The organism is Leifsonia sp. Y878, from assembly GCF_057669685.1.
Genome location: NZ_JBYHFS010000004.1, coordinates 178013 through 202949, shown reverse-complemented (window position 1 = coordinate 202949; position 24937 = coordinate 178013). Strand labels below are relative to the sequence as shown.

Annotated in this window: 27 protein-coding genes; 10 read left to right on the top strand and 17 right to left on the bottom strand. The window is 64.2% G+C overall.

Features of this window, described 5'->3' with window-relative positions:
* Nucleotides 1-3: 3 nt before the first annotated feature.
* Together AC25Y4_RS14265 and AC25Y4_RS14260 are read right to left on the bottom strand one after the other, a co-directional pair.
* Nucleotides 4-192, bottom strand: a complete 189-nt coding sequence (locus AC25Y4_RS14265) for a hypothetical protein (protein ID WP_488121081.1) — start codon at nucleotides 190-192, stop codon at nucleotides 4-6.
* Nucleotides 193-305: 113 nt separating this feature from the next.
* Nucleotides 306-542, bottom strand: coding sequence for a metal-sensitive transcriptional regulator (locus AC25Y4_RS14260; RefSeq protein WP_488121261.1), 237 nt, complete (start codon nucleotides 540-542; stop codon nucleotides 306-308).
* A gap of 128 nt (nucleotides 543-670) precedes the next feature.
* Between AC25Y4_RS14260 and AC25Y4_RS14255 the strand changes: the two genes are divergently transcribed.
* Nucleotides 671-1069, top strand: a complete 399-nt coding sequence (locus tag AC25Y4_RS14255; protein WP_488121080.1) for a DUF1622 domain-containing protein — start codon at nucleotides 671-673, stop codon at nucleotides 1067-1069.
* Nucleotides 1070-1072: 3 nt separating this feature from the next.
* Here AC25Y4_RS14255 and AC25Y4_RS14250 read toward each other — a convergent pair whose 3' ends face one another.
* The 4 genes from AC25Y4_RS14250 to AC25Y4_RS14235 all read right to left on the bottom strand — a co-directional run bounded on the left by AC25Y4_RS14250 (nucleotide 1073) and on the right by AC25Y4_RS14235 (nucleotide 4714).
* A complete protein-coding gene (locus AC25Y4_RS14250; RefSeq protein ID WP_488121079.1) occupies nucleotides 1073-2944 on the bottom strand; it encodes an alkyl/aryl-sulfatase in 1872 nt (623 codons plus the stop codon).
* A 107-nt stretch (nucleotides 2945-3051) separates the two neighbouring features.
* On the bottom strand, nucleotides 3052-3522 hold the full coding sequence (locus tag AC25Y4_RS14245) for a GNAT family N-acetyltransferase (RefSeq protein WP_488121078.1): 471 nt from the start codon (nucleotides 3520-3522) through the stop codon (nucleotides 3052-3054).
* 67 nt (nucleotides 3523-3589) lie between these two features.
* Nucleotides 3590-3862 (bottom strand): DUF2277 domain-containing protein, encoded by a 273-nt coding sequence (locus tag AC25Y4_RS14240; protein ID WP_488121077.1) that lies wholly within the window; start codon nucleotides 3860-3862, stop codon nucleotides 3590-3592.
* Between the two features lie 39 nt (nucleotides 3863-3901).
* Entirely contained in the window at nucleotides 3902-4714 is an 813-nt protein-coding gene (locus AC25Y4_RS14235) for an MBL fold metallo-hydrolase (protein ID WP_488121076.1), read from the bottom strand.
* Nucleotides 4715-5107: 393 nt separating this feature from the next.
* Between AC25Y4_RS14235 and AC25Y4_RS14230 the strand changes: the two genes are divergently transcribed.
* Both AC25Y4_RS14230 and AC25Y4_RS14225 read left to right on the top strand, forming a co-directional pair.
* Nucleotides 5108-5497, top strand: coding sequence for a YciI family protein (locus tag AC25Y4_RS14230; RefSeq protein ID WP_488121075.1), 390 nt, complete (start codon nucleotides 5108-5110; stop codon nucleotides 5495-5497).
* The gene (locus AC25Y4_RS14225; protein WP_488121074.1) at nucleotides 5484-6818 is read left to right on the top strand and encodes an RNA polymerase sigma factor; all 1335 of its coding nucleotides are present in this window, start codon (nucleotides 5484-5486) and stop codon (nucleotides 6816-6818) included. The genes AC25Y4_RS14230 and AC25Y4_RS14225 overlap by 14 nt, the downstream gene beginning before the upstream one ends.
* 157 nt (nucleotides 6819-6975) lie before the next feature.
* Here AC25Y4_RS14225 and AC25Y4_RS14220 read toward each other — a convergent pair whose 3' ends face one another.
* From AC25Y4_RS14220 to AC25Y4_RS14200, 5 genes are all read right to left on the bottom strand, one after another.
* Nucleotides 6976-7392: a VOC family protein gene (locus AC25Y4_RS14220; protein WP_488121073.1), complete on the bottom strand. Its 417-nt coding sequence runs from the start codon at nucleotides 7390-7392 to the stop codon at nucleotides 6976-6978.
* Nucleotides 7393-7737: 345 nt separating this feature from the next.
* Entirely contained in the window at nucleotides 7738-9084 is a 1347-nt protein-coding gene (locus AC25Y4_RS14215) for an MFS transporter (protein WP_488121072.1), read from the bottom strand.
* Between the two features lie 127 nt (nucleotides 9085-9211).
* A complete protein-coding gene (locus AC25Y4_RS14210; RefSeq protein WP_488121071.1) occupies nucleotides 9212-9931 on the bottom strand; it encodes a TetR/AcrR family transcriptional regulator in 720 nt (239 codons plus the stop codon).
* 76 nt (nucleotides 9932-10007) lie between these two features.
* Nucleotides 10008-11279 (bottom strand): ABC transporter permease, encoded by a 1272-nt coding sequence (locus AC25Y4_RS14205; protein ID WP_488121070.1) that lies wholly within the window; start codon nucleotides 11277-11279, stop codon nucleotides 10008-10010.
* Entirely contained in the window at nucleotides 11276-12001 is a 726-nt protein-coding gene (locus tag AC25Y4_RS14200; RefSeq protein WP_488121069.1) for an ABC transporter ATP-binding protein, read from the bottom strand. Before AC25Y4_RS14200 ends, AC25Y4_RS14205 begins: the two co-directional genes overlap by 4 nt.
* 275 nt (nucleotides 12002-12276) lie before the next feature.
* Here AC25Y4_RS14200 and AC25Y4_RS14195 point away from each other — a divergent pair, with 275 nt between their 5' ends.
* Nucleotides 12277-13734: a basic amino acid/polyamine antiporter gene (locus AC25Y4_RS14195; RefSeq protein WP_488121068.1), complete on the top strand. Its 1458-nt coding sequence runs from the start codon at nucleotides 12277-12279 to the stop codon at nucleotides 13732-13734.
* Between the two features lie 85 nt (nucleotides 13735-13819).
* Nucleotides 13820-14179: a DUF5655 domain-containing protein gene (locus AC25Y4_RS14190; RefSeq protein ID WP_488121067.1), complete on the top strand. Its 360-nt coding sequence runs from the start codon at nucleotides 13820-13822 to the stop codon at nucleotides 14177-14179.
* Here the strand turns inward: AC25Y4_RS14190 and AC25Y4_RS14185 are convergent.
* The 3 genes from AC25Y4_RS14185 to AC25Y4_RS14175 are packed head-to-tail and all read right to left on the bottom strand — an operon-like array spanning nucleotide 14176 to nucleotide 17348.
* On the bottom strand, nucleotides 14176-15000 hold the full coding sequence (locus AC25Y4_RS14185; RefSeq protein ID WP_488121066.1) for an anti-sigma factor: 825 nt from the start codon (nucleotides 14998-15000) through the stop codon (nucleotides 14176-14178). The genes AC25Y4_RS14190 and AC25Y4_RS14185 overlap by 4 nt on opposite strands.
* Complete coding sequence (sigK, locus tag AC25Y4_RS14180) at nucleotides 14997-15611, bottom strand: ECF RNA polymerase sigma factor SigK (protein WP_488121065.1); 615 nt, start codon at nucleotides 15609-15611, stop codon at nucleotides 14997-14999. Before sigK ends, AC25Y4_RS14185 begins: the two co-directional genes overlap by 4 nt.
* A gap of 18 nt (nucleotides 15612-15629) precedes the next feature.
* A complete protein-coding gene (locus AC25Y4_RS14175) occupies nucleotides 15630-17348 on the bottom strand; it encodes a cytochrome c biogenesis protein DipZ (protein WP_488121064.1) in 1719 nt (572 codons plus the stop codon).
* A 235-nt stretch (nucleotides 17349-17583) separates the two neighbouring features.
* On the opposite strand from AC25Y4_RS14175, the gene AC25Y4_RS14170 reads away from it, so the two are divergent.
* Nucleotides 17584-18240, top strand: coding sequence for a fasciclin domain-containing protein (locus AC25Y4_RS14170; RefSeq protein ID WP_488121063.1), 657 nt, complete (start codon nucleotides 17584-17586; stop codon nucleotides 18238-18240).
* A 110-nt stretch (nucleotides 18241-18350) separates the two neighbouring features.
* Here the strand turns inward: AC25Y4_RS14170 and AC25Y4_RS14165 are convergent, their stop codons facing one another.
* Complete coding sequence (locus AC25Y4_RS14165) at nucleotides 18351-18815, bottom strand: MarR family winged helix-turn-helix transcriptional regulator (RefSeq protein ID WP_488121062.1); 465 nt, start codon at nucleotides 18813-18815, stop codon at nucleotides 18351-18353.
* Nucleotides 18816-18938: 123 nt separating this feature from the next.
* Between AC25Y4_RS14165 and AC25Y4_RS14160 the strand changes: the two genes are divergently transcribed.
* Together AC25Y4_RS14160 and AC25Y4_RS14155 are read left to right on the top strand one after the other, a co-directional pair.
* The gene (locus AC25Y4_RS14160; RefSeq protein WP_488121061.1) at nucleotides 18939-19664 is read left to right on the top strand and encodes an NADPH-dependent F420 reductase; all 726 of its coding nucleotides are present in this window, start codon (nucleotides 18939-18941) and stop codon (nucleotides 19662-19664) included.
* Nucleotides 19665-19778: 114 nt separating this feature from the next.
* Entirely contained in the window at nucleotides 19779-20813 is a 1035-nt protein-coding gene (locus tag AC25Y4_RS14155; protein ID WP_488121060.1) for an LLM class flavin-dependent oxidoreductase, read from the top strand.
* A gap of 42 nt (nucleotides 20814-20855) precedes the next feature.
* Here the strand turns inward: AC25Y4_RS14155 and AC25Y4_RS14150 are convergent, their stop codons facing one another.
* On the bottom strand, nucleotides 20856-21392 hold the full coding sequence (locus AC25Y4_RS14150) for a dihydrofolate reductase family protein (protein WP_488121059.1): 537 nt from the start codon (nucleotides 21390-21392) through the stop codon (nucleotides 20856-20858).
* Nucleotides 21393-21563: 171 nt separating this feature from the next.
* The gene (locus AC25Y4_RS14145) at nucleotides 21564-22697 is read right to left on the bottom strand and encodes an AI-2E family transporter (RefSeq protein ID WP_488121058.1); all 1134 of its coding nucleotides are present in this window, start codon (nucleotides 22695-22697) and stop codon (nucleotides 21564-21566) included.
* Between the two features lie 207 nt (nucleotides 22698-22904).
* On the opposite strand from AC25Y4_RS14145, the gene AC25Y4_RS14140 reads away from it, so the two are divergent.
* Complete coding sequence (locus tag AC25Y4_RS14140) at nucleotides 22905-23699, top strand: putative protein N(5)-glutamine methyltransferase (RefSeq protein WP_488121057.1); 795 nt, start codon at nucleotides 22905-22907, stop codon at nucleotides 23697-23699.
* 86 nt (nucleotides 23700-23785) lie between these two features.
* Entirely contained in the window at nucleotides 23786-24937 is a 1152-nt protein-coding gene (locus AC25Y4_RS14135) for a hypothetical protein (RefSeq protein ID WP_488121056.1), read from the top strand.

The window sequence follows — 24937 nt, the reverse complement described above, 5'->3', positions numbered from 1 at the left end:
GCCCTACCGACCCGATCGGCCGGTGAAGAGGCGGGCAAAGAAGCCGCGACCGCTGGCCTGCGGCGTCACGTCGTCAGCGTGCCCCGTGCATCGATCTGACGCGGGGACTCCGGCCATGACCTGATCGACGTGCTGACCGCATCCAGCCCATGTCGTCTTGCCACAGGTTGAACAGGTGGTCGCTCTACACATGCATCTCTCCTTGACGTTTTCTCAAGGCTAACATACCCCCGGGGGTATATTTCTGTGCGGATGCTGTGGCAGGGGCGTTCGGAGCGGGGCGCCAACCCAGCGCAGGCCAGGCGTCAGGCCAGCGTCAGGAACAGCTTTTCCAGCTCAGCCTGGTCGATGCTCGGGTCATCTTGGGCCAGACACTGCTGGAGCGCAGTGGCAATGATCGCGAAGCCCGCCTTGTCGATGGCGCTGGATACGGCGGACAGCTGGGTCACGACGCTCTTGCAGTCGCGCCCCTCCTCGATCATCCGCGTCACGCCGGCCAACTGGCCTTGCGCGCGCTTCAACCGGTTGATGACGGCCCTCATGTCGTTGGGGTCGATGTCCACAATGCCTCCTGGGCTCAATACCTATCGGTGCAGGTTACACCCCCGGGGGTATTGAAGGCTGGTTACTTTCTTGACGCAACGTGCAGCGGATGCGGTAAGAACGAGATATGGATTTCCAGGACGTCATTGAGGTCGTCGGCAAGGTGATCGATGCTGCCGGCGTTGCGGCCATTGTCATCGGTGCGATTGCGGCGACGGTGTTCGCCATCGACGGGGCTTTCAAGCGGAAGCGCGGTGTCTACCAGTCGTTCCGCCGGTTTCTCGGGCGGTCTATTCTCCTCGGCCTTGAGCTGCTGGTCGCCGCGGACATCATCCGAACCGTCGCCGTCACACCAACGCTGGAAAGCGTTGCAGTGCTCGGTGGCATCGTGCTGATCCGAACGTTTTTGAGCTTCTCCCTCGAGGTCGAGATGACGGGCCGGTGGCCGTGGCAGGGGCGAGCCGAGACGCCGACGCAAACTCCGATACCGACGCCGACAACTACGGACCCTGCAGCTACCGAGTAACTCCTACGGCGTGACGATGTTGAACGCCGGATCTCCGCGACCCAACACTCCCAGAAGTGAATCAAGCGCGCCGCGATCTCCGGTGAGCTCGATGCCAGGCCCGTCTGTATCGCCGGCCATGAGGGCAAGCAGTCTGGCTTTGGTCAGTCGCAGGGAGAGGGCTGTGGAGGCGTCGGCGGGGCGTGTGCGATAGACCAGCACTCCGTTTCGGAGCGTGACGTGATAGTTGGTGCCCAGCTCACTGAACGTGAGGTCGATGGCCAGGTCGAGATCCCAGGCCGCGGGCCCGTCGACCGAAATGGCCAGCGAATCGAGCAGCTGCTCTGGGGTGAGCTGGGCGAGGATGGCAGGTGCGGCCGTCACCGCCGGCGTGCCGAAGTTCCCCTCTCGAAGTTCGGTGGTGCCGGAGAGGAAGAAGTTTCGCCACGTTCCGTTCTCGGCGCCATAACCCAGCTGCTCAAGGGTGTCGGCGTAGAGCTCGCGCGCCCCTGCATGGGTGTCGTCGGTGAAGACAGCATGGTCGAGCAGTGTCGCTGCCCACCGGAAGTCGCCGGCGTCGAATGCCACCCTGGCAAGCTCGACAACGCGGTCGATACCGCCGATCGCCTCGACGTATCGGGTAGCCAACGCCTGCGGTGGATGCGGCCACAGCCGGGCAGGGTTGCCGTCGAACCAGCCCAGGTAGCGCTGGTAGATCGCTTTCACGTTATGGCTGATCGACCCGTAGTAGCCGCGGGTGCTCCATGCCCTCTCCAGTGCGGGTGGCATCTGAAACATCTCGGCGATCTCTGGCCCCGTGAAGCCCTGGTTGAGCAGGCGGAGCGTCTGGTCGTGCAGGTAGGCGTAGAGGTCGCGCTGAATGGAGAGGAAGTCGTGGACGCGCTCCGTGCCCCACGTGGGCCAATGGTGGGACGCGAAGACGACATCCGTTCGCGCGCCGAAGGTGTCGATGGCCTCCGTGAGGTACGTGGCCCAGACGTGAGGATCACGCACCAGGGCACCCCGCAGGGTGAGCAGGTTGTGCTGGTTGTGTGTCGCGTTCTCTGCCATGCAGAGTGCGCGGTGCTTCGGGAAATAGAAATGCATCTCAGAGGGAGCCTCTGTGCCGGGCGCCATTTGGAATTCAATCTCGACGCCGTCAATGGTGTGCGTCTCTCCCGTCTGGCTGATGAAGAGCGTGGGAACGATCAACCCGACTTCACCGTTGGACGCGGTTTGCCCGAGGCCAGCACCAACCTGTCCCTGCGGCCCCCGCGCCAGGGCTGCGCCATACATGTACCCGGCACGTCGTCCCATGGCCGTTCCGGCGTAGACGTTCTCTGCCACTGCCGCCTCGACGAATCCTTCCGGCGCGATCACCTGCGTGCGACCGGCATCCACGTCGGCCTGCGTGGCCACGCCAAATACGCCGCCGAAGTGATCGATGTGGCTGTGCGTGTAGATCACCGCAACGACGGGTCGGTCGCCGCGCTCGTCGCGATACAGCTTCAGAGCGGCCGCTGCGGTCTCGGTGGAGATGAGTGGGTCGATCACGATGATTCCGCTGGCGCCCTCGACGATTGTCATGTTCGAGAGGTCGAGTCCGCGCACCTGGTAGATGCCGTCGGTGACTTCAAACAGACCCTGTTTGGCGACCAGGCGCGACTGGCGCCAGAGGCTTGGATTGACGGATGCGGGCGCGTCGCCCGTGAGGAAACCATAGGTGTCGTTATTCCAGACCACACGACCGTCGGCAGCGTGCACGATGCCGGGTGTGAGCGCCCGGAGAAAACCACGATCTGCGTCGTCAAAGTCGGCGGTATCAACGAACGGCAACGCCGCTAACAGGCGTTTGTGTTCGGCTGCAATGGATGATGTCGGCGGTTTCTGGTCCATGGCTCCTGCTTCCTCGCGCGAAGACTGCACTGTCAGTGACAGATTGCCACCGCGGACCTCCGAGGCAAGGGGCTGCAGGGGTTGCAGGCAAGGGGCGCCCGCGCAGGCTACGGCGTGAGCTTCTTCAGCATCCGCATCGACGTCATCTCGTAGCCGAGCGACTCGTAGAGTCCGCGTGCCGGCGCGTTGAACCCGAAGACGTTGAGGCCGAGCGTCGTTCCACCGTGGTCGCGAACGACCTCTTCGGCCAGCAGCATCGCGGCTCGGCCTAGTCCGAGCCCACGCTGGTCGGCATTGATCACGATGTCCCACACCCACCACGCTGAGGTTCCACCGTCGTTGTGCGGACCGATCCACAGGTATCCGGCCGGTGCTCCAGCTGAGACGACGGTGAAGACCAGGTGCCCGCCCACGGGAACACCGGCCGGAAAGTACCTCTCGAACGACTCGTCAACGCCGGCCTGGGCTGCATCGAGCGTCTCGCCTGCGCGGAGCAAATCATCGAGGTACTCAGCCTTGCTTGAGACGAACCAGCGCTGCAGGTCGGCAGGGCCCATGGGCGACAACGTTGTGGTCATGGCGCCATTCTTCCAGCCGCGTGCCCCATGGGGTGTCGGTTGCCTTCGCGAGAAGTCAGGCGAAACGTCAAGCCGCGGCGTACCGACCGGCAGAACGTGCCTTCGCCTTGGCCGCTTCGATGTCCCTGTCTTTCGGCGGCGCGGCGCTGACAAGGTCTTCGAGCAGATGGCGCGAGATATGGGCGATCTCCGCAACCGCCCTGTCGAAGGCTTCAGCGTTGGCCTTCGATGGCTTGCTGAAACCGCTGATCTTGCGCACGTACTGCAGTGCGGCGGCGTGCACCTCGTCCTCGGTGGCTGCCGGCTCGAAGTTATAGAGCGTGTGAATGTTTCGGCACATGCATTAACGCTAATAACCGATGCGCGAGTTGGGGAGGGGCTAGTCGTCGAAATCCCCGCGCACCCAGCCGATGTACCGGTGAAGGGATGTGTCGACGTTGGCGTGAGCATCCGCTTGGACGATGCCGAACGCGCTGTAGATCCGATCGAATTCGAGCGGGAAGACGGTGTCGAGGATTCGCCGGATTGCGCGCTCTGGCAGCGGAATGTTGTTCACGTAGCTCCGCATCGCGTTGATGGAGCGGTCGGCGCCCACCGCGATCGTGTCGCCGGTGAGCAAAGCGCCAGCGCCGTTCGCGCCCTGAGGCCAGTGCACCACGCTGCTGCCCGCGAAGTGCCCGCCGCATTGCAGCATGCGCACCCCGGGAAGCAGCTCGATCGAGTCGCTCCACAGCCGAATGACGGGGTCTGGCCTGCGGATCCAGGCCGCATCAGACTCAGCCACGTACACGGGGATGTGTCCGAACGCGTGGCTCCACTGAATCGACGAGCCGGTCAGATGCGGATGGCTCGCCGCGATGACGTCGATGCCTCCCCGCTCGCCGACGGCCGCAATGCCGGCGGCGTCGATGAACCCTGGCGGCTCCCACAGCAGGTTTCCGCCGTCTGTGCAGAGGAGAAGACCGCGTTGTCCGATGCCGAGTCGCGGGTTTGCGCTGACGCCATGGAGGTTTGGTTCGAGCTCGGACACCGTGATCCGATAGCCGCGCTGTTCCAGCTCATCTCGAGTAGTCCAGCTCTGACCGGATGCCGGCACGAACTGCCTCTCGTCGGCGCAGATTGCGCAGACGGCCGGTGGCGCGTCGGAGTCCGGATGCTCGATGGCACACGTTGAGCAGCTCCAGATTGTCATCGCCGTCCCCTCGAATGAATCCCGCGGTGGCTAGTCACGAATGTTTGCAACGGATGCCGCGGCGGATGTCTGCTTCCAGTAATGGCCCAGCACCCCAGGTCTGGGCAAGCAGTGTGCCGATATGGCTGTCTATGCAGTGGGCCGCGATCGCTGCTTCTGCGAGCGCAACCTTCCCCTCGAGAGTCGCCGTTTGTGCCGAGAATCGTCGTTAGAACGGCGACTCTGGGGCGTAACGGCGATTCTCGGCGAGCGGACGCACAGCCAGCGTTTAGCAGCACGGCGGACGCGAGTGTCGATTGGGGATCCCGTCATCCGTCATATGGATATCGGTCGCCTGGTGCGACCATTAACCAGTTGGACAAGAGGCCAGTTGGACAAGAGGAAGGACGCGTCATGCGCTACTCACTGCTTCTGCACAACCCCGAGGCACAGGATGCCGGTGTCACCGAAGAAGACATGGCCCCGATGCGGGCCGCTTTCGACGCCTACGCGAAATCACTCGATGCGGCGGGCGTGCTGGTATCGGCCGACATCCTGCAACCGGTCGCTGCCGCAACGACACTCACGCTGCGAAACGGCAGCCTCCAGATCCAGGACGGCCCATTCGCTGAAACCAGGGAGCAGCTCGCCGGCTCCTTCGTGATCGAGGTACCCGATCTTGACGCCGCGCTCGCCTGGGCCGAGAAATGCCCTGGCGCCCAGTACGGCGTCATCGAGATTCGACCCTCTGCCATCGTGTTCCTCGACGGGCAATGGAACGAGATCGGCAGTGTCACCGCCTGATGCGACTGACCTGACGCCGGAGGCGCGAGCGGCCGAGAGCGTTGCCCGCGCCTCCTACGGTCGGTTGCTGGCCATACTTGCCGCACCGACTGGCGATATTCCGAGGGCGGAAGACGCCCTGTCAGACGCCTTCGTCCAGGCGCTGACCACCTGGCCGACCTCGGGCATCCCCGATAATCCGGATGCCTGGCTCCTCACGGTCGCCCGCAACCGGCAGCGCGATCGGTACCGTTCTGCGGCCCAGCGCTTGTCGGTCCCGCTCGACGCCACCGAACGCACGCGGAACAAGACCAGCATGATCAACGACTCCAACTCCGACATCGACTCCGACATCGGCTCCGACAACGACATCGAGATCGACGCGATCCCCGACAAACGGCTCGCGCTACTCTTCGTCTGCGCCCACCCGGCAATTGAGGCCGGCATCCGCACGCCGCTGATGCTGCAGACGGTCCTCGGTTTCGAGTCGGCGCAGATCGCACAGGCGTTCGCCATCCCGGCCCCGGCCATGGCCCAGCGCCTCGTGCGAGCCAAGCGGCGCATCCGCGATGCCCGCATCCCGTTCGTCGTGCCAGATCTGGCCGACATGCCGGCGCGACTTCCCGCCGTTCTCGAGGCAATTTACGGTTGTTATGCCATCGACTGGCAGCTCGCGTCTGGCGAAACTGTGCGCTACTCGCTGTCGGCCGAGGCCCTCTACCTGGCGACCGTTCTCGCCGACCTCCTGCCCACAGAGCCAGAGGTGCTTGGCCTGGCCGCGCTCCTCTGCCTGTCGATCTCTCGAACGGATGCCAGGGCCTCCGAACCCGACGGAGCCACCTTCGTTCCCCTCTACGAGCAAGACCCGGCGCGGTGGAACCCGGCACTCATTGCCCGCGGCGAAGACTACCTGCGACGCGCGCACTCGTTCGGCCGGATCGGGCGATTCCAGCTCGAAGCAGCCCTGCAGTCGGTGCACTGCGCACGTGCTCGAACGGGCGTTACCGACTGGGCCGCACTTCGCACCCTCACCGACGCGCTCCTTAAGCTCGCCCCCACCCTGGGCGCCCTGGCCTCACTCGCCGCGATCGTGGGAGAGCTCGACGGCCCTGAGGCCGGCCTGGCCATCCTCGATGAGCCGGGAGGGCCGCCCTCTGCCGGCTCCGCTGACCGAGAGGCCTCCCCGCTCCAGCGGTTCCAGCCGGCGTGGGCGACCCGCGCGCATCTGCTGCACGCTGCCGGTCGCGATGCGGAGGCCGCGGCCGCCTACGAGAAGGCGATCGCCCTCACAACGGATGCCGCGCTCCGCCGCTATCTGCGAAAGCAAGTCGACCAGCTGTAGCGTTCCTCGGCGGTTGATTTCTCGGTGGTTGAGGAGGCCGCCGGGCCGTCTCGAAACCGTCGCTGGCTATTGGGATCGGCTCGTGTGGTTTCGAGACAGGGGCTCGCAAGCTCGCGCCTTCCTCAACCTACGGGTCATTTGCCTTGAGCGGCGCCGCCTACCCCGGTGTTCCCGTGATGTTCACCAGCCAGCTGACGCCGAACTTGTCGCTGAGCATGCCGAACGAGTCGCCCCACGGCGCCTTCTCCAACGGCATGGTCGCGGTACCGCCCGCGGTGAGCTTGTCCCAGTAGCCTCGCAACGTGGCCTCGTCATCGCCACTGAGCGACACCGAATAGTTGTTGCCAGGGGTCAGCGGCATGCTGTTCGGGGTGTCTGCCCCCATCAGCACAAGCCCCCCATCGGCCGTCAGCATGCCGTGCATCACCTTGTTCTGCTCTGCGGGGTCGTCGCTGACCTGGAACTCGCCGAAGGTGCTTATCGTCAGGTCACCGCCGAACACCGACTGATAGAACTCCATCGCCTGCCTCGCGTTATCGCGGAAGCTCAGGTATGGATTGAGCATGGTCGTCATGATGCGCACTCCTTCGCGTGGTCGGAATCCTGCGTGTCAGTACTCTGCGTGTCGGCACTCTCTGCATCGATGTTCTGCCGGTCGGCGTTGCACCCGATCGAAGCGTCCGACGCTCCGATTAAAGTCTCGTCACCCGCTTGCAGGTAACCCCCAAATCAGCTGAATGCGCGCATCCGTGAACGCCATGCGTACGGCAAGAGCATCCGCCGCCGTCTGATCGCTTCCCGCCGTCGCGAAAACAGGACGGGTGCTCTGAGAGAGCGCGATCCGTCCTGTTTTCGGTGACAGCAGTGCGATTCGTCCTGTTTTCAGTGCAGGTCGGCACCCGGTCAGACGGTGACCCCGTCACGCAGTGGGATGCCGCGCGTCGTACTCCCTGAAAGCCGGTCGCATCTTGAAGAGCACAGCGATCACCGCCACAATGACCAGCCCCCCAAGCAGCGGGGGGAACCAGAGCGCCAGCATTGACGCCACGATGCCGGCGTAGAGGTCGCCGACGCGCGGCCCGCCGCTGACGACGACCATGAACACGCCCTGGAGCCGGCCGCGCATCTCATCTGGTGTGGCCGTGAGCATGATGGTGGAGCGGAAGATCGCGCTGACTTCGTCGGCCGCTCCCATGCCGGCAAGCGCGAGGCATGCCAGCACCAGCGCGACGACATTCAGCTGCAGGTTCGATGTATTCGCGGTGTCGCCGAGGCCCAGTTGCGTGACGGCGATGACAATGCCAAACAGTGCCGTGCAGATTCCAAACACGCTGATTGCCCTGGCGACGGCCAAACCATGCCGGTAAACATGCTGGATCCGACCACTGAAGAGGCTCGCCAGGAACGCACCGACGGCTGCCGCTGCGGTGAGGAACCCCACGGTGACTGCCCCGCCGCCGATGACGAGTGCTCCGATCGCGGGAAACAGCACGACAGGGCGCCCGAAGGTCATCGCGATGATGTCGAACAGGAAGCTGGTCCGCAGGTTGGGCGCTGAACGCAGGTAACGTATCCCGTCTTTGAGCGACTGCAGCCCTGGTTTGGCCACTGTGGCCAGCGGGGCCAGTCGTGGCAGCCCGATGATGCCGAGGAACCCGGCCGTGAAGAGCAGCGCATCGACGGCAAACGCCGCGGGCAATCCAACGGTGGCAACGAGAATTCCGGCCAGGGCAGGCCCGACGGTGAACTGGAGTCCCCCCGAGATTCCGTTGAGTGCTGTCGCCCGCGACACCATGTCGGCCGGAAGGAGCCGGGGAATCACGGCAGACCGAGTGGCAAGGGAGATGGTGGACGACATCGTCGTGATCGTCGTCAACACATAAATCGGCCACACCGGCACGTGGGAGGATCCGCTCTGGGCCTCCACAATCGACAGCCAGACGAGGCCGAAGATGCTTACCCAGCTGACAAGCGACGTGACAATCAGCACCCGGCGCCGATCGAAGGCGTCGGCGAGCATCCCGCCCCACAGGCCCGCGAAAATCATCGGGATGAGGGCAATTCCGCCCACCAGCGACACCGCGAGCGTTGAATCGGTGATCGCATAGATCTGCAGGCCGACGGCGACGAGCGTCAGCTGGGCGCCGATGCCTGAAATCGCAGACCCGATCCACAACCGGGCAAAGACGGGCGATGAGCGCAGCGGTGCCAGGTCAACGAACTGACTCCTGAACGATGGTCTCGAGGAATTGGGCGTCGATCTCATGCGTCACTGCGAATCATTTGGCCCATTCTATGGGCAGCACAAACATGTTTGACGACGGCCAGAGCGCACAATTCGCCAGGTTACACACACCTGTCACGAGCTCGAGCTACGAACTCGAGCTACGAACTCAATGGCTGCTGCCACCCGCAATGCGGTTGATGAGCCCCGCCGCCTGCTCGATCGTCTCTGCCAATGACTGGTTGCCAGCCGAGCTGAACTGCTTCTGAAGCGAGAAGTGCAGTGCGCTCATGGCGAGGCAGACCACCATGCTGGCTTCGTCGGCCAGGTCTGGCGTGTCTATCTCTGAGCGGCCCTCCGCGCGAAAGCGCTCGCGCACCACGTCGGTGAGGCGTTGCTCCTGGGCCGCCATCCACTCCATATGCTTGCCCAGCAGTTCAGGAGAACTCGTGATCACGCGGAGGTGCGACTCAAGGAGGCTGGGATCCTGCGAGCCATCGACCAGCGCCTTCGAGATCATGCGCAGCAGGTCGAGCACGACGTCGTCGGTTCGGTCCTCGATGAACGACGTGGCCTCGGCATCCGTCATCGACGCAGCCCTGCGCAGGATGACGCCCTCCTTCGACCCGAAATAGTTGAAGAAGGTGCGCTGCGACACAACGCTCGCCTCGCAGATCATGTCAACCGTGACGTTCTCGTAGCCGTGCGTGAGCGCGAGGTCGATGGCCGTCTTCTCAATGGCCGCACGCGTGGCCGCGCGTTTGCGTTCGCGCAGCCCCACAGCGTGTTCAGTGCGGGGAGTGTGGCCGGCACTGGTCGCGCCTGACCCCAGAGGGCCGGCATCAGCTGCGCCGGCCCTCCGGTCGTTCACGTGATCTTGCTCCGTCATGTCACCCATTCATACCCCGCGGTTCGCGAGCGAGCCAGCCACGAGCCAGCCACGAGCCGGCGAGCCAGCCACCGCGTTACTCGTAGCGAAGTGCGTCGATCGGGTTCTGCTTCGCTGCACGCCTGGCTGGCAGCGTGCCGGCCAGGAAGGCGATGAGCATCACAATTCCGATGATCGTCGCAACGGATGCCGGTGTGAACAGCATGATGTTCAGGCCGGGCAATGTCGAGAGCACGGTGCTCGAGAGGAATGAGCTGATGCCCGTGCCGAGGAGGATGGCCACGAGTGCGCCAATCGCCGAGCCGAGGAAGCCGATGAAGATCGCCTCAAGGCTGAACAGGGCAAAGATCTTGCCGCTGCCCATTCCCATGGCCTTCATGAGGCCGATCTCGCGGGTGCGCTCCTGCACGCTCATGAGCAGCGTGTTGATGATGCCGAAGCCTGCAGCGATGAGCGCGATGACGGCGAACGCGTTCAGCACACCGATGATGCCGTTGATGACGGCCTGGATGGCCCCGATCTGGTCGGCGACGGTCAGCGCACTGTAGCCCTGGTCAGCCAGGTCGGCCTTGATCGCGTCGATCTGATCAGCGGATGCCGCACTGTCGATGTGCACGACAGCGAGAATGTAGCCGCTCGTGACTCCCGCAGGCATACCGGCGCGCTGCACGCTGTCGAGCGTGTCGCGGAGCTCAGAGTTGATGCCGACGCCTGAGCTGAACAGCGAGTCGTTCTGCACGCCCTGCACCATGGCTTCTTCGACGTGCTGGGTGCCCGCGTAGTCGGTGATGCCGATGGAAACGGTCTCACCGATCGCCGACTCAGCATCAGCGAATCCGAGGTTCTCGAGGTACGACTTCGGCAGCATGATCTGCTTGCCGTCTGCCGAGTCGTCGAGCTGGTCTCCCGCAGCGAGGTCAGCCTCGCTCAGCGTCGCCATCGGATTGACGCTCAGCTCGAACTTGCCGTTGTCGCCGAACTGAATGTAATCAGGCGCCAGCATCACGGCCGGCTGCACGTCGATGATTCCATCGGTCGCTGCGATGGCGTCGAGGTCGGCAGTGGTGAGCAACGACATTCCCTGTGCAGAGGTCTTCGCCTCAGGGTCGTACTCTGCCGGCCCGTCAGTGGTGGCCGCGGCATCCGCTGCCACGGAGACGGTCATCATGTCGTCGCCGCCGATGGATGCGACCTGGGTGTCGATGTAGTTCGAGACGCCGGCGCCGATGGCGCTCGTCAGGGTCAGCGTGAACGCGCCGATGAAGATCGCGATGACGGTGAGTGTGGTGCGCACCTTGCTGCGGAATGTGTTCGAGATCGCAGATCGGAGGATGTCAAGGAAGTTCATGCGTGGGCCCCTGCCGCAGTGACGATGGATTCAGGGTCGATATCGGGGGTCGCCTCACGCCCGTCCTTGATGAAGAATTGCCTGTCGCACCGCGCCGCGAGCTCAAGGTCGTGCGTGACGATGATGAGCGTGATGCCCCGCGTTTTGTTGAGCGAGAACAGGATGTCTTCGACGACGGCGCTGGTGGCCGTGTCGAGGTTGCCTGTCGGCTCGTCGGCGAAGATCACCGACGGATTGTTGATGAGGGCGCGGGCGATGACCGCGCGCTGCTTCTGGCCGCCGGAGAGGTCCGTTGCCTTGTTCTTGGCCTTGTCGGCGAGTTCCATCTGCTCAAGCACGGCCATGCCGCGCGCCTTGCGTTCGCGCGCGCTCACGCCGGCGATCATCAGCGGCAGCGTCACGTTCTCAAGCACTGTCGCGTTCGGCGTCAGGAAGAACTGCTGGAAGACGAACCCGAAGTCCTCATTGCGCAGGGTGTTGAGCTCACGGGACTTCAGCTTCTGGGCATCCCTGCCGCCGACGCTGATGGTGCCGGTGTCCGGGTCATCGAGCAGCGCGAGCAGGTGCATCAGGGTGGACTTGCCCGATCCGCTTTTGCCGACGATCGCGACGGATTCCCCGGTGTGCACGTCGAGGCTCACGCCCTTGAGCGCGTCGAAGCGGCTGTCACCTGTCCCGTAGGACTTCCCGATGTCGCGCGCCTGCAAAATGAGTTCTGTCATAGCGGCAGGCTAGCTGCAGAAGCTGAATATGTGCAGTGACTGCATCGAGCGTGGCGGTGCTGGCAGTCGCCCAGCTTTCCCGCCAGCTCTCGCCCAGCTGTCCGCCGCACCGATTCCGGTACGTAGTATTGAATGTCACCGTGTCTCACGGGACATCCGCGTCGTCTCTCGCCCTCTCAGTGGTGGTGCCGACCCTTTCCCGCACAGCGCGTCGGCATCCGCTTTCGCACGTCACACAACCAACGCCTGGACATCCGTCCTCGGAGGTACCGCGCATGACTCTCCCGCCATCGAGCACCGACCACACCGGGGCGACGAAGAAGCGCACCCTTCCGGTGATCGCGCTGGCCGGCCTTGTCGTGGGTTCAATGGTGGGTGCGGGCGTCTTTTCGTTGCCGCGCAACTTCGCGCAGTCAACCGGTGTGATCGGCTCGGTCATCGCCTGGGCCATTGCCGGGGTGGGGATGCTGACCCTCGTGTTCGTCTTCCAGCGCCTCGCCGTGCGTAAGCCTGATCTCAATGCCGGCATCTACGCCTTTGCCAAAGCCGGCTTCGGCGACTACGTCGGCTTCTTCTCCGCGTTTGGCTACTGGGCAAGCGGATGCGCGGGGAACGTCACATACTGGGTGTTGATCGGGTCGACCCTTGGCGCCGTCTTCCCTGGGTTCGGCTATGGCGACACGGTGCTGGCGGTCGTTGTCTCCTCGGCAGGGGTGTGGCTCTTCCACCTCCTGATCACGCGCGGCGTGCGAGAAGCAGCCATCATCAACACCATCGTGACGGTGGCAAAGCTGCTGCCCCTGGTGATGTTCATCGTCATCGTCGCCGCCATCGGCTTCAACTGGCCCACATTCTCGTTCAATCTCTGGGGCACAGCGCAGCCCGACCTCGGATCGTTGTTCGGCCAGGTCCAATCGACCCTGCTCGTGACGGTATTCGTGTTCATCGGTGTCGAGGGTGCCACCGTCTACTCGCGCTACGCCAAGAACAGGCGTGACATCGGGCGCGCGACCATGCTCGGCTTCTTGGGCGTGCTCGGACTGTTCCTCCTGATGAGCCTGCTCTCATTCGGCGTACTCCCCCGCAGTGAACTCGCTGTGCTGCGGCAACCGTCGGTGGCAGGGGTGCTGGAATCGATCGTTGGTCCGTGGGGGTACTGGTTCATCAGTATCGGCCTGGTGGTCTCGGTGCTCGGCGCCTATCTCGCCTGGACCCTGATGGCATCCGAGGTGCTGTATTCGGCCGCACGGAACGAGGATGCGCCCCGCTTCCTGGCTCGAACCAGCGCGCGCGGTGTGCCCGTTGCCGCTCTCGTGTTCACCGCCCTGTTCGTGCAGCTCCTGCTGGTCGTCACGCTCTTCTCAGAGGATGCCTTCACCCTCATGTTGAAGATGTGCGGCTCGTTGGCGCTCATTCCCTACCTGCTGACAGCCGGGTACGCGTTGAAGCTCGAAACGCGAGCGAGCGACGACCCTGGTGGCCGGTCCAAGCGGGGTCGAACTGTGGCGGTGCTCGCGACGATCTACACGCTGTTCCTCGTGATCTTCGCCGGCCCCAGCTTTCTCCTGGTGTCGTTCATCATCTACGCCCCCGGAACCATCCTCTACGTCATCGCTCGGCGCGAGCGTGGCCTGCGCGTCTTCACGCCCTGGGAGTGGGTGCTCTGCATCGTCTCGATTGTGCTTGCCATCATTGCCATCATCGCTCTCGCGACGGGCCTGATCACCCTCTAGCCCAGGGGGTACCCTGCAGGGCATATCCGCTCGTGCCCGCTCCCGTGGCGTCGCAGCGAACGAGCCGGGTGGAGGGCGGCGCGACATGGTGCAGGCAACGTGGCAGGAATTCTCCGACGAGATGACCTCGAAAGAGATCGCAATGCTCGAGGCGTTTCGATCGCTTGCCCTTCTGCATCCCGACGTCGAAGAGCGCATTCACCGCACCGAACTGCAGTACGTGCGCGTGCGTATTTTCGCGGCATCCTTCATCGCGCATCACCGCCTCGAGCTTGCGATCGATCTTCTCCGCGAGGTCGATCATCCGAGGCTGCGTTCGTCGTTTCCCACCACAGAGACGGTCTTCACGCACCGCCTGTCGATCGAGCAGATCTCCGATCTCGACGCGTCCATCGAAGCGTTGGTCACAGAGGCGTACGAGACGGTCGGGCCGGGGACGCGCTAGGCGCTCTGCATCACCAGGATCGGATCCGTCGTCGGCTGGTCTGAGCCGCCCTTCGGCTCCACGGTGACACCGACCGCATCGCCGGCCGACATGGTTCCGTCAAGCACGTGCCACGTTGTACCGACGGGCGACGGGGTAAAGGTTCCGGCCGATGCAGCACCGCCGTCGTCGATGTACCAGGCCTCGTAAACCTGGCCCGTTGGCAGTTCAGGGAGCCCATCGACCAGCACGGCAGACAGCCCGAGCGTGTTCGACCAGACGAGGGTGGCCGTGCCACCTGTCTCGATCGGAGCGGATGCGCGCTGGGCGTCATTCGCCGCCAGAATGTCGGCGAGCGCAGCGGCCGAGGCATCGATAGCGGATGGCGCGCTCTCACGAGTCACGATGCCGCCGACGACGCCCCCTCCCACGAAGAGCGCGACGGCGGCGACCGCGGCAACCAAAATGTTGGCCGGGCGAGTAAACCACCGCACGCGCGCACGCGTCTCGGCCTGCCCGGCGGCGGGAGAAACCGTAGCAGTCGCGGGCGCCGAGGCAGTCTCTGGCACCGAGGCAGGCGCGGGAAGTTGCGGCGTCGACGCGATCTTCGCCATCAGGTCGCTCTTCATCCACGCGGGCGGAGCAACAGGAGTGGCGGCCAGGCCAAGCAGGCTCGCAGTCTCCTGGAGGCCATCCGCTTCGGCCCTCAGTGACTCCGACGCGTCGGCCGCCTGCTCGAAGTCAGCCGCCTCGTCTGGGGTCACCGCGTCGAGCGCGTATGCGCCGCTCAGGTCGCGGGGGTCAGCGTCATCGTGGCCGGTGCCACGTGTGTTGTCGGTCATGATGCCACCCCCATTTCGTCTCGAAGCCTGATCATTCCATCTCGAAGTCTGGTTTTAACGGTACCGAGAGGTACTGAGAGAATCTCTGCAACCTCCGTATGGCTGTAGCCGCCGTAGTAAGCGAGCGTGATCGCCTCGCGTTGAAGCTCGGTCAACCGCGCCATGGCTCTCTTCACCCTTTCGTGCTCTATGCGGATCTCTGCTGTTTCGCTGACCTGGTCGTAGTCGGGCTCTGTGTCCCGCTTGCCGATTCGTTCGTCTCTGTCACGCCCGGCCTGCGATGCCCGCACCCGGTCGATCGCCCGGCGGTGCGCCATCGTCAGGATCCACGTCATCGCTTTTCCGCGTCCGACCTCGAACCGCGTTGCGGTCTTCCAGATCTCCAGGAAGACTTCCTGCGCCACTTCCTCCGACTGCGCGTGATCGACCAGCACCCGCCTGACAAGTCCGAGCACCCGCGGTGCTGTCCGGTCGTACAACTCGGCGAAGGCACTCTGGTCGCCGGTGGCGACGCCCTCGACGAGTCGATCAACGGTCGCCACTGCATCGTCAACGGCCTCGTCGACCTCGGCGTCGCTAGGTTCTCGATCATTGCTCACAAGCTCAAGCATGGCAGCACACCGGTCCCGCTATCCGAAAGTGAAGGAGTAGGCCTGGATACCGGGCGTCACCGACACGTCGATGGTGCCGGATGAGTCGGTGTCGTTCTTCAGGATCTCGTACGAATTCGGTGTTCCGCTCACCGACACCTGCGTTGCCGTGCCGTTGACAGTGACGGTGATCATGCCCTCGCCTGAGAGCACCATCCGCACCTCCTTGCCGGTGTAGTTGAGGCGCAGGGTGGCAGCGTCAGGGCCGACCGGGGCGATCGACTGGGTGCCGAGCGTCCACGATCCGTCGAGCGCGAAAGTGTCGGCCTGCTGGTTCTTCGGGAGGCTGAACTCGGTGGTCGCCGCGCGATACTTCTCAGTGCCGGCGAAGTTCACCTGCTTCGTCGTGCCGAGATAGGTCTCGGGTGTCGTCGTGCCCACCCCCGGCGTATCGTCGGCGATCTCTGTCGCAGCCGGCAGTGTCACATCCGGATTCGCCTGCGTCAGCAGCTCGCGGATGAGCTTCTCGGTCGTCGCATAGCCACCCTCACCGAGCTTGATGTTCCGCACGACACCCTCAGCATCGACCAGGTAGTGCGCCGGCCAGTAGCGGTTGCGGTAGTTGGTCCAGGTCGACAGCGAGTTGTCGATGGCGACCGGGTAGCGGATGCCGAATCCCTCGGCCCCTGCGATCACGTTGCGTGGCTCCTTCTCGAACGCGTACTCGGGCGAGTGCACGCCGATGACCTGCAGGCCAGAGTCCTTGTAGGTGTCGTACCAGGCGGTCACGTGCGGCAGGGATCGTTGGCAGTTGATGCAGGAGTACGCCCAGAAGTCGATCAGCACCACCGTGCCCTTCTCGTCGGCCAGGCTGATGGGCTGGTTGTCAGGGGTGTTGAACCACTGCTGGATGCCCGTGATGCTCGGTGCGGTGCCACAGCTCTCCAGCTCTGTCGCCCCGTCGGTGCACGTGTCGAGATCCTTGTTCTCGTCGTTCACCAGACCACCGAGGTTGAGCGCAGCCGTGACCTCCTTGGAGTCGGCGATCTGCGACTGCAGGTTGCTTGTGTAATCAGGCACCAGCTGCTGCAGCACCTGCGGCACATTGAAGACGAGTCCAATCGCCAGGGCGATCATCACGACACCGCCGGTGATCCGGATGCCCTTCTGGCGCTTGCGGAATGCCTTCACCCGCTCGGCCACCCCGCGGCCGGCCAGCGCGAAGATCAGCAGCGGCAGCGCGGCGCCGAGTGCGAAGGTCACGGTGAGCACGATGGTCTCGACGCCGATCCGCCCGGTGGAGCCGGCCACGGTGATCGCCGCGAGCACCGGACCCGCGCAGGGAACATAGACGGCGCCGAGTGCGAGACCGAGCGGGAAGCCGCCACGGTCGGTGCCGACGGCCTTCTGCGGGATGAGGGAGAAGGGCTTCTCGAGGATGTGCTGGAAGCCCGGCACGATCAGCCCGATGCCGATCAGGATCAGCACGACGATTCCCGCCCAGCGCAGCACGTCCTGCGGGAGGCCGAGCACGCTCAGGATCAGCGAGCCGATCAGCGTCACCAGGCTGAAGCTCGTGATGAGGCCGAGGATCACGAGGTAGGGCCGCCAGCGTGACGGCCTAGCGAGCGCATCGGCATCCGTTCTGGCCCCCTGCACGCCGCCCGAAAAGAAGATGACGGGCAAGACAGGCAGGATGCACGGAGAGATCCCCGTGATGAGGCCTCCGAGAAAGCCGATGAGAGCGAGCGTGAACACGTGTCCTCCAGATGTGGGTCACAAGGGAGTTCGGCACGAACAGCCAATTCGATTGGAAAAAAGAATCTCGAAAAACTTCCAATCCGTTCTGGATGCGTTTCCGAACGACCCTATGAAGGCCGGTTGCGCACCCACCGCGGTGAGCAGGACCAGCCGCCGAAGTTATCCACCGCAATACGCACTGATTTCACTCACAGGTCTCACGTGCAGGTCCCATCTATCAAGGAGAAGTACCATGCGATTCACTAAGCGCCACACCGTTGCAGCATTCGCACTCGTCGCTGTCGCAACGCTCGGCCTCTCGGCATGTTCGTCAACGGAATCATCGACAGAGGACACCAGCTCGCCGTCGTCCAGCGCCACCAGTTCCCCGGCTATGACGGCTGACCCGGCTGCCGACCTCGTCGGCGCAGGCTGCGCCGGTTATGCGGAGGCCAACCCGGACGGACCGGGATCTGTCGTCGGAATGTCGTCAGAGCCCGTCGCTGTCGCCGCATCCAACAACCCGATGCTCACAACCCTGACCGCCGCCGTCTCCGGACAGCTCAACCCGGACGTGAACCTGGTTGACACCCTCAACGGCAGCGAATTCACGGTCTTCGCACCGGTGGACGACGCGTTCGCCAAGATCGACCCCGCAACCATCGAGACGCTGAAGACGCCGGAAGGTGCCGCGACGCTCACCAAGATCCTGACCTACCACGTGGTCCCCGGCCAGATCTCGCCCGATGAGCTCACCGGCGACCTCACCACCGTCGAAGGTGGAACCGTCACCGTCAGCGGCAGCGGAGACGACCTCATGGTCAACGACGCCACCGTCATCTGCGGAGGCGTGCACACCGCCAACGCGACCGTCTACCTCATCGACACCGTACTGATGCCGACCGACTAGGTCGCACCACAGCACACACGCGGAAGGCCCGACCATGCAGGATGGTCGGGCCTTCTGTGCGTTGATCGCTGCTGCGTTGATCGGTGCTGCGTTGATCGGTGCTGTGGCGCCTACGCGCGGTGCGGTTCGTCCAGTCCCACGAGGATCGACTCGGCGATCTCGCCGAGCGACTCAAGCTGTGCGGGGGTCAGCGCTGACACCACATAGCGCTGCACAGCCCGGTCATGCTGGAGCTTGGCTTCCAGGGCAAGCGCACGGCCGGCATCCGTTATGCGCACGACCGAACCGCGGTTGTCCTCGACGCATTCGTCACGCGCGACCAGCCCACGCTGCTCCATACGACGCAACTGGTGCGACAGGCGGCTCTTCTCCCACTCCAGGCCGCAGCGCAGGGCGAGGGCGCGCACGGAATCGTCCGGCGACTCGACCAGGGCAAGCAAGATCTCGAAATCAGCCTCTGAGACACCCGTCTCCCGCGTCAGCTCGCGCCCCAACCGGCCGGTGAGCTTGGCACGCATGCGCTGGTAGCTCGACCACGACGAGGCCTGAGTTGCGGAGAGTGCGGGAACTGACATAGACCCAGTGTAGTTGATATGTCACCCAAAAGAGCTATGGTGGTTGACAGGTCAACCTATAAGGGTGGCCGTCGCAACGCAGATCGACCATTTCGGCTTCTGCAACAGGTAGGAGCAGATTTGATGACAACTATTGGCATACTCGGCGCCGGCCGCGTAGGCACCGCGATCGGTCGTGCCGCGCTTAAGGCGGGTTACACCGTGAATATCGCCACCTCAGGACCTGCCGAAGACATCGAACTGCTCGTCGACATCATCGTTCCCGGCGCTCACGCCATGACCGCCGCCGATGCGGTGCAGGATGTCGACATCGTGGTCGTGGCCGTGCCCCTCCACAAGCACCACACCGTCTCGGCCGACTCGTTGGCCGGCAAGGTCGTCATCGACACCATGAACTACTGGGCCCCGATCGACGGTGAGCTCGACACATTCGAGAACGACCCGCGTACCAGCAGCGAAATCGTCGCCGACCACTTCGCCGCATCTCGTGTCGTGAAGACCCTCAACCACATCGGTTACCACGAGCTGGAAAGCGACCCACTACCGGCCGGTGCCGAGAACCGTCGCGCCCTGGCCATTGCGAGCGACGATGCGGATGCCGCCGCTCGCGTCATGGAACTCATTGAGGGTTTCGGATTTGATCCGGTTTACAGCGGACAGCTCGCCACCGGTGCCGCGGTCCAGCCCGGCACCACGATCTTTGGCGGTCCGCACACCGCGGATGCACTGCGGCGCGAGCTGCGACGCGTAGGCATCGACACTGCAGGGCTCGACACCGCAGGACTTAACACCGCGGGACTCGACACCGCAGATGCCGGCTCGACCGGTTTCGCCCTCGCCGCCTCCTAGGCCAAGCCTGCCTGCGATCCTCGGCGCGGGACATCCGCTCGCCCCTCGCTATCCCACCATTTCCCGTTCACCATTGGACGTCTGAGCGTTCAACCCCACATTTTGGAGCACATCATGGAACTCGGCGTTTACAGCTTCGGCGACACCCAGCGCGAACCAGACGGCAGCCTGCGAACCACCGCAGAGGCCATCAAGAACCTCTTCGACGGCATCGTGCTGGCCGATGAGGTCGGCCTCGACTTCTTCGGCGTCGGCGAACACCACACCCTCGACATGCCGGCGTCGTCGCCCGGCGCCATGATCGCGGCGGCAGCCGGTGCCACGAAACAGATTCAGCTCGGCAGCGCGGTCAGCGTGATCAGCACGGATGACCCTGTGCGGGTCTTCCAGCAGTTCGCGACCGCAGATGCAGTCTCTGGCGGTCGGGTGGAGATCACGGCGGGGCGAGGATCGTCGGTGGAGTCGTATCCGCTCTTCAGTTATGACCTGCGCGACTACGACCAGCTGTACACCGAGAAGCTCGACCTGCTGCTGAAGCTCAACGCGAATGAGCGGGTGACGTGGTCTGGATCCGTCCGGCCACCGCTCAACGACCTCACCGTCGTGCCGCGCCCGGTCAACGGCAGCCTGCCCATTTGGGTCGGCACCGGTGGCAGCGCACCGTCATCCGCCCGGGCCGGCAAGCTCGGACTTCCCGTTTCGTACGGCATCATCGGCGGCGCCCCGGCTCGTTTCGCTCCACTTGCCGAGTTGTATCGTCGCAGCGCGGCCCAGGCCGGACACACCGGCGACAACATCAAGGTCTCCGTTGCCGCGCTCGGACTCATCGCCCCGACCAAGAGCGAGGCGCTTGAGCGCTTCTACCCCGGCTGGTACAACCTGAACATCGAGATGGGCAAGCTGCGCGGCTGGCCGGCACCGGACGAGCGCCAGTTCCTCGCGCAGGCCCACGGAGCCGGTGCGTACTACGTCGGCGACCCTGATGACGTCGCCGCACGGATCGTCGACCTGCACGGGCACCTCGGCCACATGAGGCACTTCCTGCAGATGGACATCGGTGGACTGCCACAGAAGCACTATCTGGAGTCGATCACATTGCTCGCCACCGAGGTCAAGCCCCGCGTCGAGCGCCTGCTCGCGCACAAGTAGTCTGGCTCGGATACCTCAAGCGGATGCCGCCGACCGCGTTTGCTACTCCGCCGGCGTGTAGGTGAGGATCGCAACGCCCCTCGTCGTGATCTGGCTCTTGACCAGTGTGAACGCTCGCCCCTTGCCGTCATCGAACAGGCGCTTCCCTGCTCCAACGACGACGGGGAAGACCATGAAGCGATACTCGTCGATGAGCCCGCGCTCGCCCAGGTAGGTGAAGAGCTGACCGCTGCCATTGATGAGGAGCGATTCGCTCGTCGTTGCCTTGATCCTGGAGACCTGGCTTGCCACGTCCCCGGCGAGGAATGTGGCGTTCCACTCCGGCTCTTTCAGGGTGTTTGTTGCGACGTACTTGGGCAGCGCGTTCATGCGTTCGCCGAACTCACCTGTTCCCTCCATCGTCGGCCACGCCGATTTGAAGCCCTCATAGGTGATGCGACCGAGCAAGAGGGCATCGCTCTCGAACAGGTTGTCGGACTGGAATTTCGCGAGTTCGTCGTTGAAGTAGAGCCCGCTCCACCCCGGCTCTTCCATGACGCCGTCGAGCGACAGGTACTCAACTGCGATGACCTTGCCCATCTCGGGCACCTCCGCTCACTCCCCCGACGCCGCTTTCGGGGATAGTAAAATTATCCGCCTCCGCAGCGCCGACCGACAGGTGCCAGCGCTACCGTTCCGGCCATTCAGAGCGCCTATTCAGAGCTGCCATCGAGGGCGCCATTCAGGGCGAATCTCCGGTAGCTGTTGCGGCTACTCAGGTCGCTTCTGCTTGGCCGGCTCTGCGGGCTCGTTCGGCCCGTTCCAGATCTTCACGATGCCCCAGGCCACGGCGGCGATCGGCACGGCGAGCACAGCGCCGACAATGCCGCCGACAATTGTGCCGACGGTCAAGGCGAGCAGCACCACGAGGGCATGCAGCTTGAGGGAACGCGCCATGACGACAGGCTGCAGGAAGTTGCCTTCGAGCTGGTTGACGGCAACGACCACGATGATCACGATCAGCGCCACGCCCGGCCCAATTGCCACGAGAGCCACCAGCGCGGCGAGGATTCCGGCCACTGTCGCACCCACGATGGGGATGAAGGCGGTGAGGAAGACGATGACGGACAGTGGCAACGCCAGCGGCACACCCAGGATCGCAAGGGCCACACCGATTCCGATGGCATCAACGGCCGCGACGATGGCCGTGCCGCGCACATAGCCACCGAGCGTTGACACCGTCGTGTCACCGACGCGGCGAGCGCGCTCATACTGGACACCGGTGAACGGACGGAGCAGGAACTCCCAGATCTTCGGGCCGTCCTTGAGGAAGAAGAACAGCAGCACGACCATCAGCACCAGGCCGGTGATGAAGCTCGTCGCCGCGGACACCCCGGCAATGGCGCCACTGCCGAACTGGCTGCTCGTGAAGAAATCGGCCGCGGTCTTCTGCAGGGAGTCCAGCTGATCGGAGGTGATCGCGAACGGCAGGTGCGAGATCGATTTCTGAAGCTCGTCCAGGCCATTGGTGGCCGAGTCGACCAGCTGTCCCCACTGGTTGCGCACCGCGTTGACGATCAGCCACCCCACACCGCCCAGGATGACGATGAGCGAGATGAGCGAAATCCAGGTCGCCAGGATGGCTGGCACGTGGTGCGATCGCATCCAGCTCATCAGCGGGTTAATGGCGGATGCCAGGATCAGCGCAATCACGATGGGGATGAACACCAAACTGAGCTGCGTGATGCCGAAAATGAGCACACTGACGACGATCAGTACGGCAATGATCTGCACGCTTCGGGTCGCGAGGCGCCCGAAGCCATCGTTCCACTGCGTCCGAATCGGGCGTGACGACGGTGACGGGGTGACATGCACCACGGTTCGTCGGCGATCGAATAGTCCCATGGCTGCCCCTCAGTACCCTGTCGGCCGATGCCGACGACCCAAGCAAAGCCCAGTTCCAGCGCCGGGAGTACGCTCCACGCCGATATTCACTGATTCATCAGGCGAATCCGTGATGCGGCATGATGCTCGGTGTCGATAGCATGGCCTTCACTCACGACTTCGGCCAGGTGAACCGGGGACTACCCCCGGTCAACCGAAAGGCATCCCATGCCAGTACGTCCGCTCTCACCCTCCCGCTCTGGCGTGATTCTTGCGCTCAGGGCTGCCGGCTGCGTCTTCGCTGAAGACGAAGCCGACCTCATCATCGCCGCCGCGACAACGCCGGCCGAACTCGCCGCCATGGTGGACCAGCGAGTGTCCGGTCGGCCGCTTGAGCACATCCTGGGCTGGGCGGAGTTCTTCGGCGTTCGCATCCACGTGGAAGACGGCGTCTTCGTCCCCCGCCGACGCACCGAGCTCATCGTGCAGGAGGCTCTGGCCGTCGCCATCGACCCCGCTGTCATCGTTGATCTCTGCTGCGGGTCTGGCGCCGTCGGCACGGCGCTGGCCACCGTGCTGGAGGACGCCGACGTCTACGCCAGCGACATCGATCCCGCCGCTGTGGCGTGTGCACGGCACAACCTCGAGCCGCTCGGCGGCCACGTGTATGCCGGCGACCTCTACGCGCCGCTCCCCCGAATCCTGGCTGGGCGCGTTGACATCCTGGCCGTCAATGCGCCGTATGTTCCAACGGATGCCATTGCCATGATGCCGCCAGAGGCTCGGTTTCATGAACCCCTGATCGCACTCGACGGCGGTGAGGACGGGCTCGATGTGCAGCGCAGGGTCGCCCAGGATGCCGCACGCTGGCTGGCCCCTGGCGGTCACGTGTTCATTGAGACGAGCATGCTTCAGGCCCCGCGAACCGCCGCACTCCTCGCCGACAATGGGCTGCCCTGCCGTGTCGTGCACTCCGATGAGCTCGACGCGACCGTCGTCGTGGGAACTCGACCGGCACGGTAGGCCCCGGCGCCGAGTGCCAGGCCCATTGCCCGGCTGATCACCGGGTATGTCAGGATGTGCACATCAGCGATGGTCGGGGGGCTTGAGTGGCGAGTGCACGTACCGGCGAAACCGCCTATGAACGGGCAATTTGCGATCAGCACTTCCTTGACGGCGTGAGGGACGCATACGCGGGTAGGAACGAGGTTCTCGACGCACTGTGGTGGATCGAGCATCCACTTGAGTCGGCGCCGAGTGGCTGCCCATCGCCCGCTCTCGAGCTTCGGGAACTGCAGAGGCAAGTGTTCTCTGCCGCCGGGAGCGCGGCCGGCGATCAGGATGCCGCAACGCGGCTCCGTGAGGTCGAGGCAGAGCTCCGGTTCGAACGCCAGGCCATCGATGCCGCCATCGCAGCGGCTGGCGCGCGCGGTAGCGCACCGACTGCCCCGGCGGATCGGCACAGCACCGACCGAGATTCCCCCGCCGACACCATATTAAGCAACGACGCATCCAACGACGTCGGCTTCGATGACGTCGTATTCGATGACCGTGAACTCGATGATGTTTCAACCGATGACGTCACGACCACCGACCCGGAGGAACCCGCTGCTTTCTGGCGCCGTCCCTCTCGCACTGCCATCGTGAGTGCTGGCGTTGTCGCTGCCCTCATACTCGGCGTTGGAATCGGCACCCAGCTTCGGTCGAGCAGCGCGGACGCGTCGTTTGCAGGCGGACCCGTGGTCTCCAGCACTCCAATACCTGATGCGCAACGGGTACCAGCCTTGACGGTATTCGAACGAGAACAGATCGCAGAGGACATCCCAGACGAGCATGTGCCTGCCGCATACGATGGCGTCACATTCCGGCTGTTAACACCGGGTGATCCGGGCGACTTCTACCCACGCCCATATGCAGCGCGGGTGGGAGCGAATCTGGTGTGTCTTGCGGTAGTCGGCGCTGACACCGAGTTCGTAGCGACCTGCGTACGTGACGAGGACTTTCCTGACACCGGTCTCCGGCTCTCCGCTACTGCGCGAGTGCCTGTTCGCGACAGGATCGACGTGTCGGTACTCACTGACCTGATCACCGTTTGGTATCCAGACGGCAGCCTGGAGGTGACCGGTACTGGGCGGGCCGAACCCGCTTCCATACCGGTACCGGCCGAGGCTGAGGCGTCACTCGGCAGCGCTGAAGATCAGGCGGTGAAAGCAGCGGAGGCCGCAGCAGCTGCTGCTGCCGAAGCCGCCGCCGCCGACTAA

Bases quoted from the DNA above. Each gene is read 5' to 3' on its own strand.
- AC25Y4_RS14205 (WP_488121070.1), bottom strand. From the start codon at position 11,279: ATGAACTTCCTTGACATCCTCCGATCTGCGATCTCGAACACATTCCGC.
- AC25Y4_RS14230 (WP_488121075.1), top strand. From the start codon at position 5,108: ATGCGCTACTCACTGCTTCTGCACAACCCCGAGGCACAGGATGCCGGT.
- AC25Y4_RS14145 (WP_488121058.1), bottom strand. From the start codon at position 22,697: ATGGGACTATTCGATCGCCGACGAACCGTGGTGCATGTCACCCCGTCA.
- AC25Y4_RS14150 (WP_488121059.1), bottom strand. From the start codon at position 21,392: ATGGGCAAGGTCATCGCAGTTGAGTACCTGTCGCTCGACGGCGTCATG.
- AC25Y4_RS14215 (WP_488121072.1), bottom strand. From the start codon at position 9,084: ATGAGATCGACGCCCAATTCCTCGAGACCATCGTTCAGGAGTCAGTTC.
- AC25Y4_RS14255 (WP_488121080.1), top strand. From the start codon at position 671: ATGGATTTCCAGGACGTCATTGAGGTCGTCGGCAAGGTGATCGATGCT.
- AC25Y4_RS14200 (WP_488121069.1), bottom strand. From the start codon at position 12,001: ATGACAGAACTCATTTTGCAGGCGCGCGACATCGGGAAGTCCTACGGG.
- AC25Y4_RS14160 (WP_488121061.1), top strand. From the start codon at position 18,939: ATGACAACTATTGGCATACTCGGCGCCGGCCGCGTAGGCACCGCGATC.
- AC25Y4_RS14235 (WP_488121076.1), bottom strand. From the start codon at position 4,714: ATGACAATCTGGAGCTGCTCAACGTGTGCCATCGAGCATCCGGACTCC.
- AC25Y4_RS14190 (WP_488121067.1), top strand. From the start codon at position 13,820: ATGGTGCAGGCAACGTGGCAGGAATTCTCCGACGAGATGACCTCGAAA.
- AC25Y4_RS14210 (WP_488121071.1), bottom strand. From the start codon at position 9,931: ATGACGGAGCAAGATCACGTGAACGACCGGAGGGCCGGCGCAGCTGAT.
- sigK (WP_488121065.1), bottom strand. From the start codon at position 15,611: ATGCTTGAGCTTGTGAGCAATGATCGAGAACCTAGCGACGCCGAGGTC.
- AC25Y4_RS14155 (WP_488121060.1), top strand. From the start codon at position 19,779: ATGGAACTCGGCGTTTACAGCTTCGGCGACACCCAGCGCGAACCAGAC.
- AC25Y4_RS14245 (WP_488121078.1), bottom strand. From the start codon at position 3,522: ATGACCACAACGTTGTCGCCCATGGGCCCTGCCGACCTGCAGCGCTGG.
- AC25Y4_RS14170 (WP_488121063.1), top strand. From the start codon at position 17,584: ATGCGATTCACTAAGCGCCACACCGTTGCAGCATTCGCACTCGTCGCT.
- AC25Y4_RS14165 (WP_488121062.1), bottom strand. From the start codon at position 18,815: ATGTCAGTTCCCGCACTCTCCGCAACTCAGGCCTCGTCGTGGTCGAGC.
- AC25Y4_RS14140 (WP_488121057.1), top strand. From the start codon at position 22,905: ATGCCAGTACGTCCGCTCTCACCCTCCCGCTCTGGCGTGATTCTTGCG.
- AC25Y4_RS14195 (WP_488121068.1), top strand. From the start codon at position 12,277: ATGACTCTCCCGCCATCGAGCACCGACCACACCGGGGCGACGAAGAAG.
- AC25Y4_RS14250 (WP_488121079.1), bottom strand. From the start codon at position 2,944: ATGGACCAGAAACCGCCGACATCATCCATTGCAGCCGAACACAAACGC.
- AC25Y4_RS14220 (WP_488121073.1), bottom strand. From the start codon at position 7,392: ATGACGACCATGCTCAATCCATACCTGAGCTTCCGCGATAACGCGAGG.
- AC25Y4_RS14240 (WP_488121077.1), bottom strand. From the start codon at position 3,862: ATGTGCCGAAACATTCACACGCTCTATAACTTCGAGCCGGCAGCCACC.
- AC25Y4_RS14185 (WP_488121066.1), bottom strand. From the start codon at position 15,000: ATGACCGACAACACACGTGGCACCGGCCACGATGACGCTGACCCCCGC.
- AC25Y4_RS14260 (WP_488121261.1), bottom strand. From the start codon at position 542: ATGAGGGCCGTCATCAACCGGTTGAAGCGCGCGCAAGGCCAGTTGGCC.
- AC25Y4_RS14265 (WP_488121081.1), bottom strand. From the start codon at position 192: ATGTGTAGAGCGACCACCTGTTCAACCTGTGGCAAGACGACATGGGCT.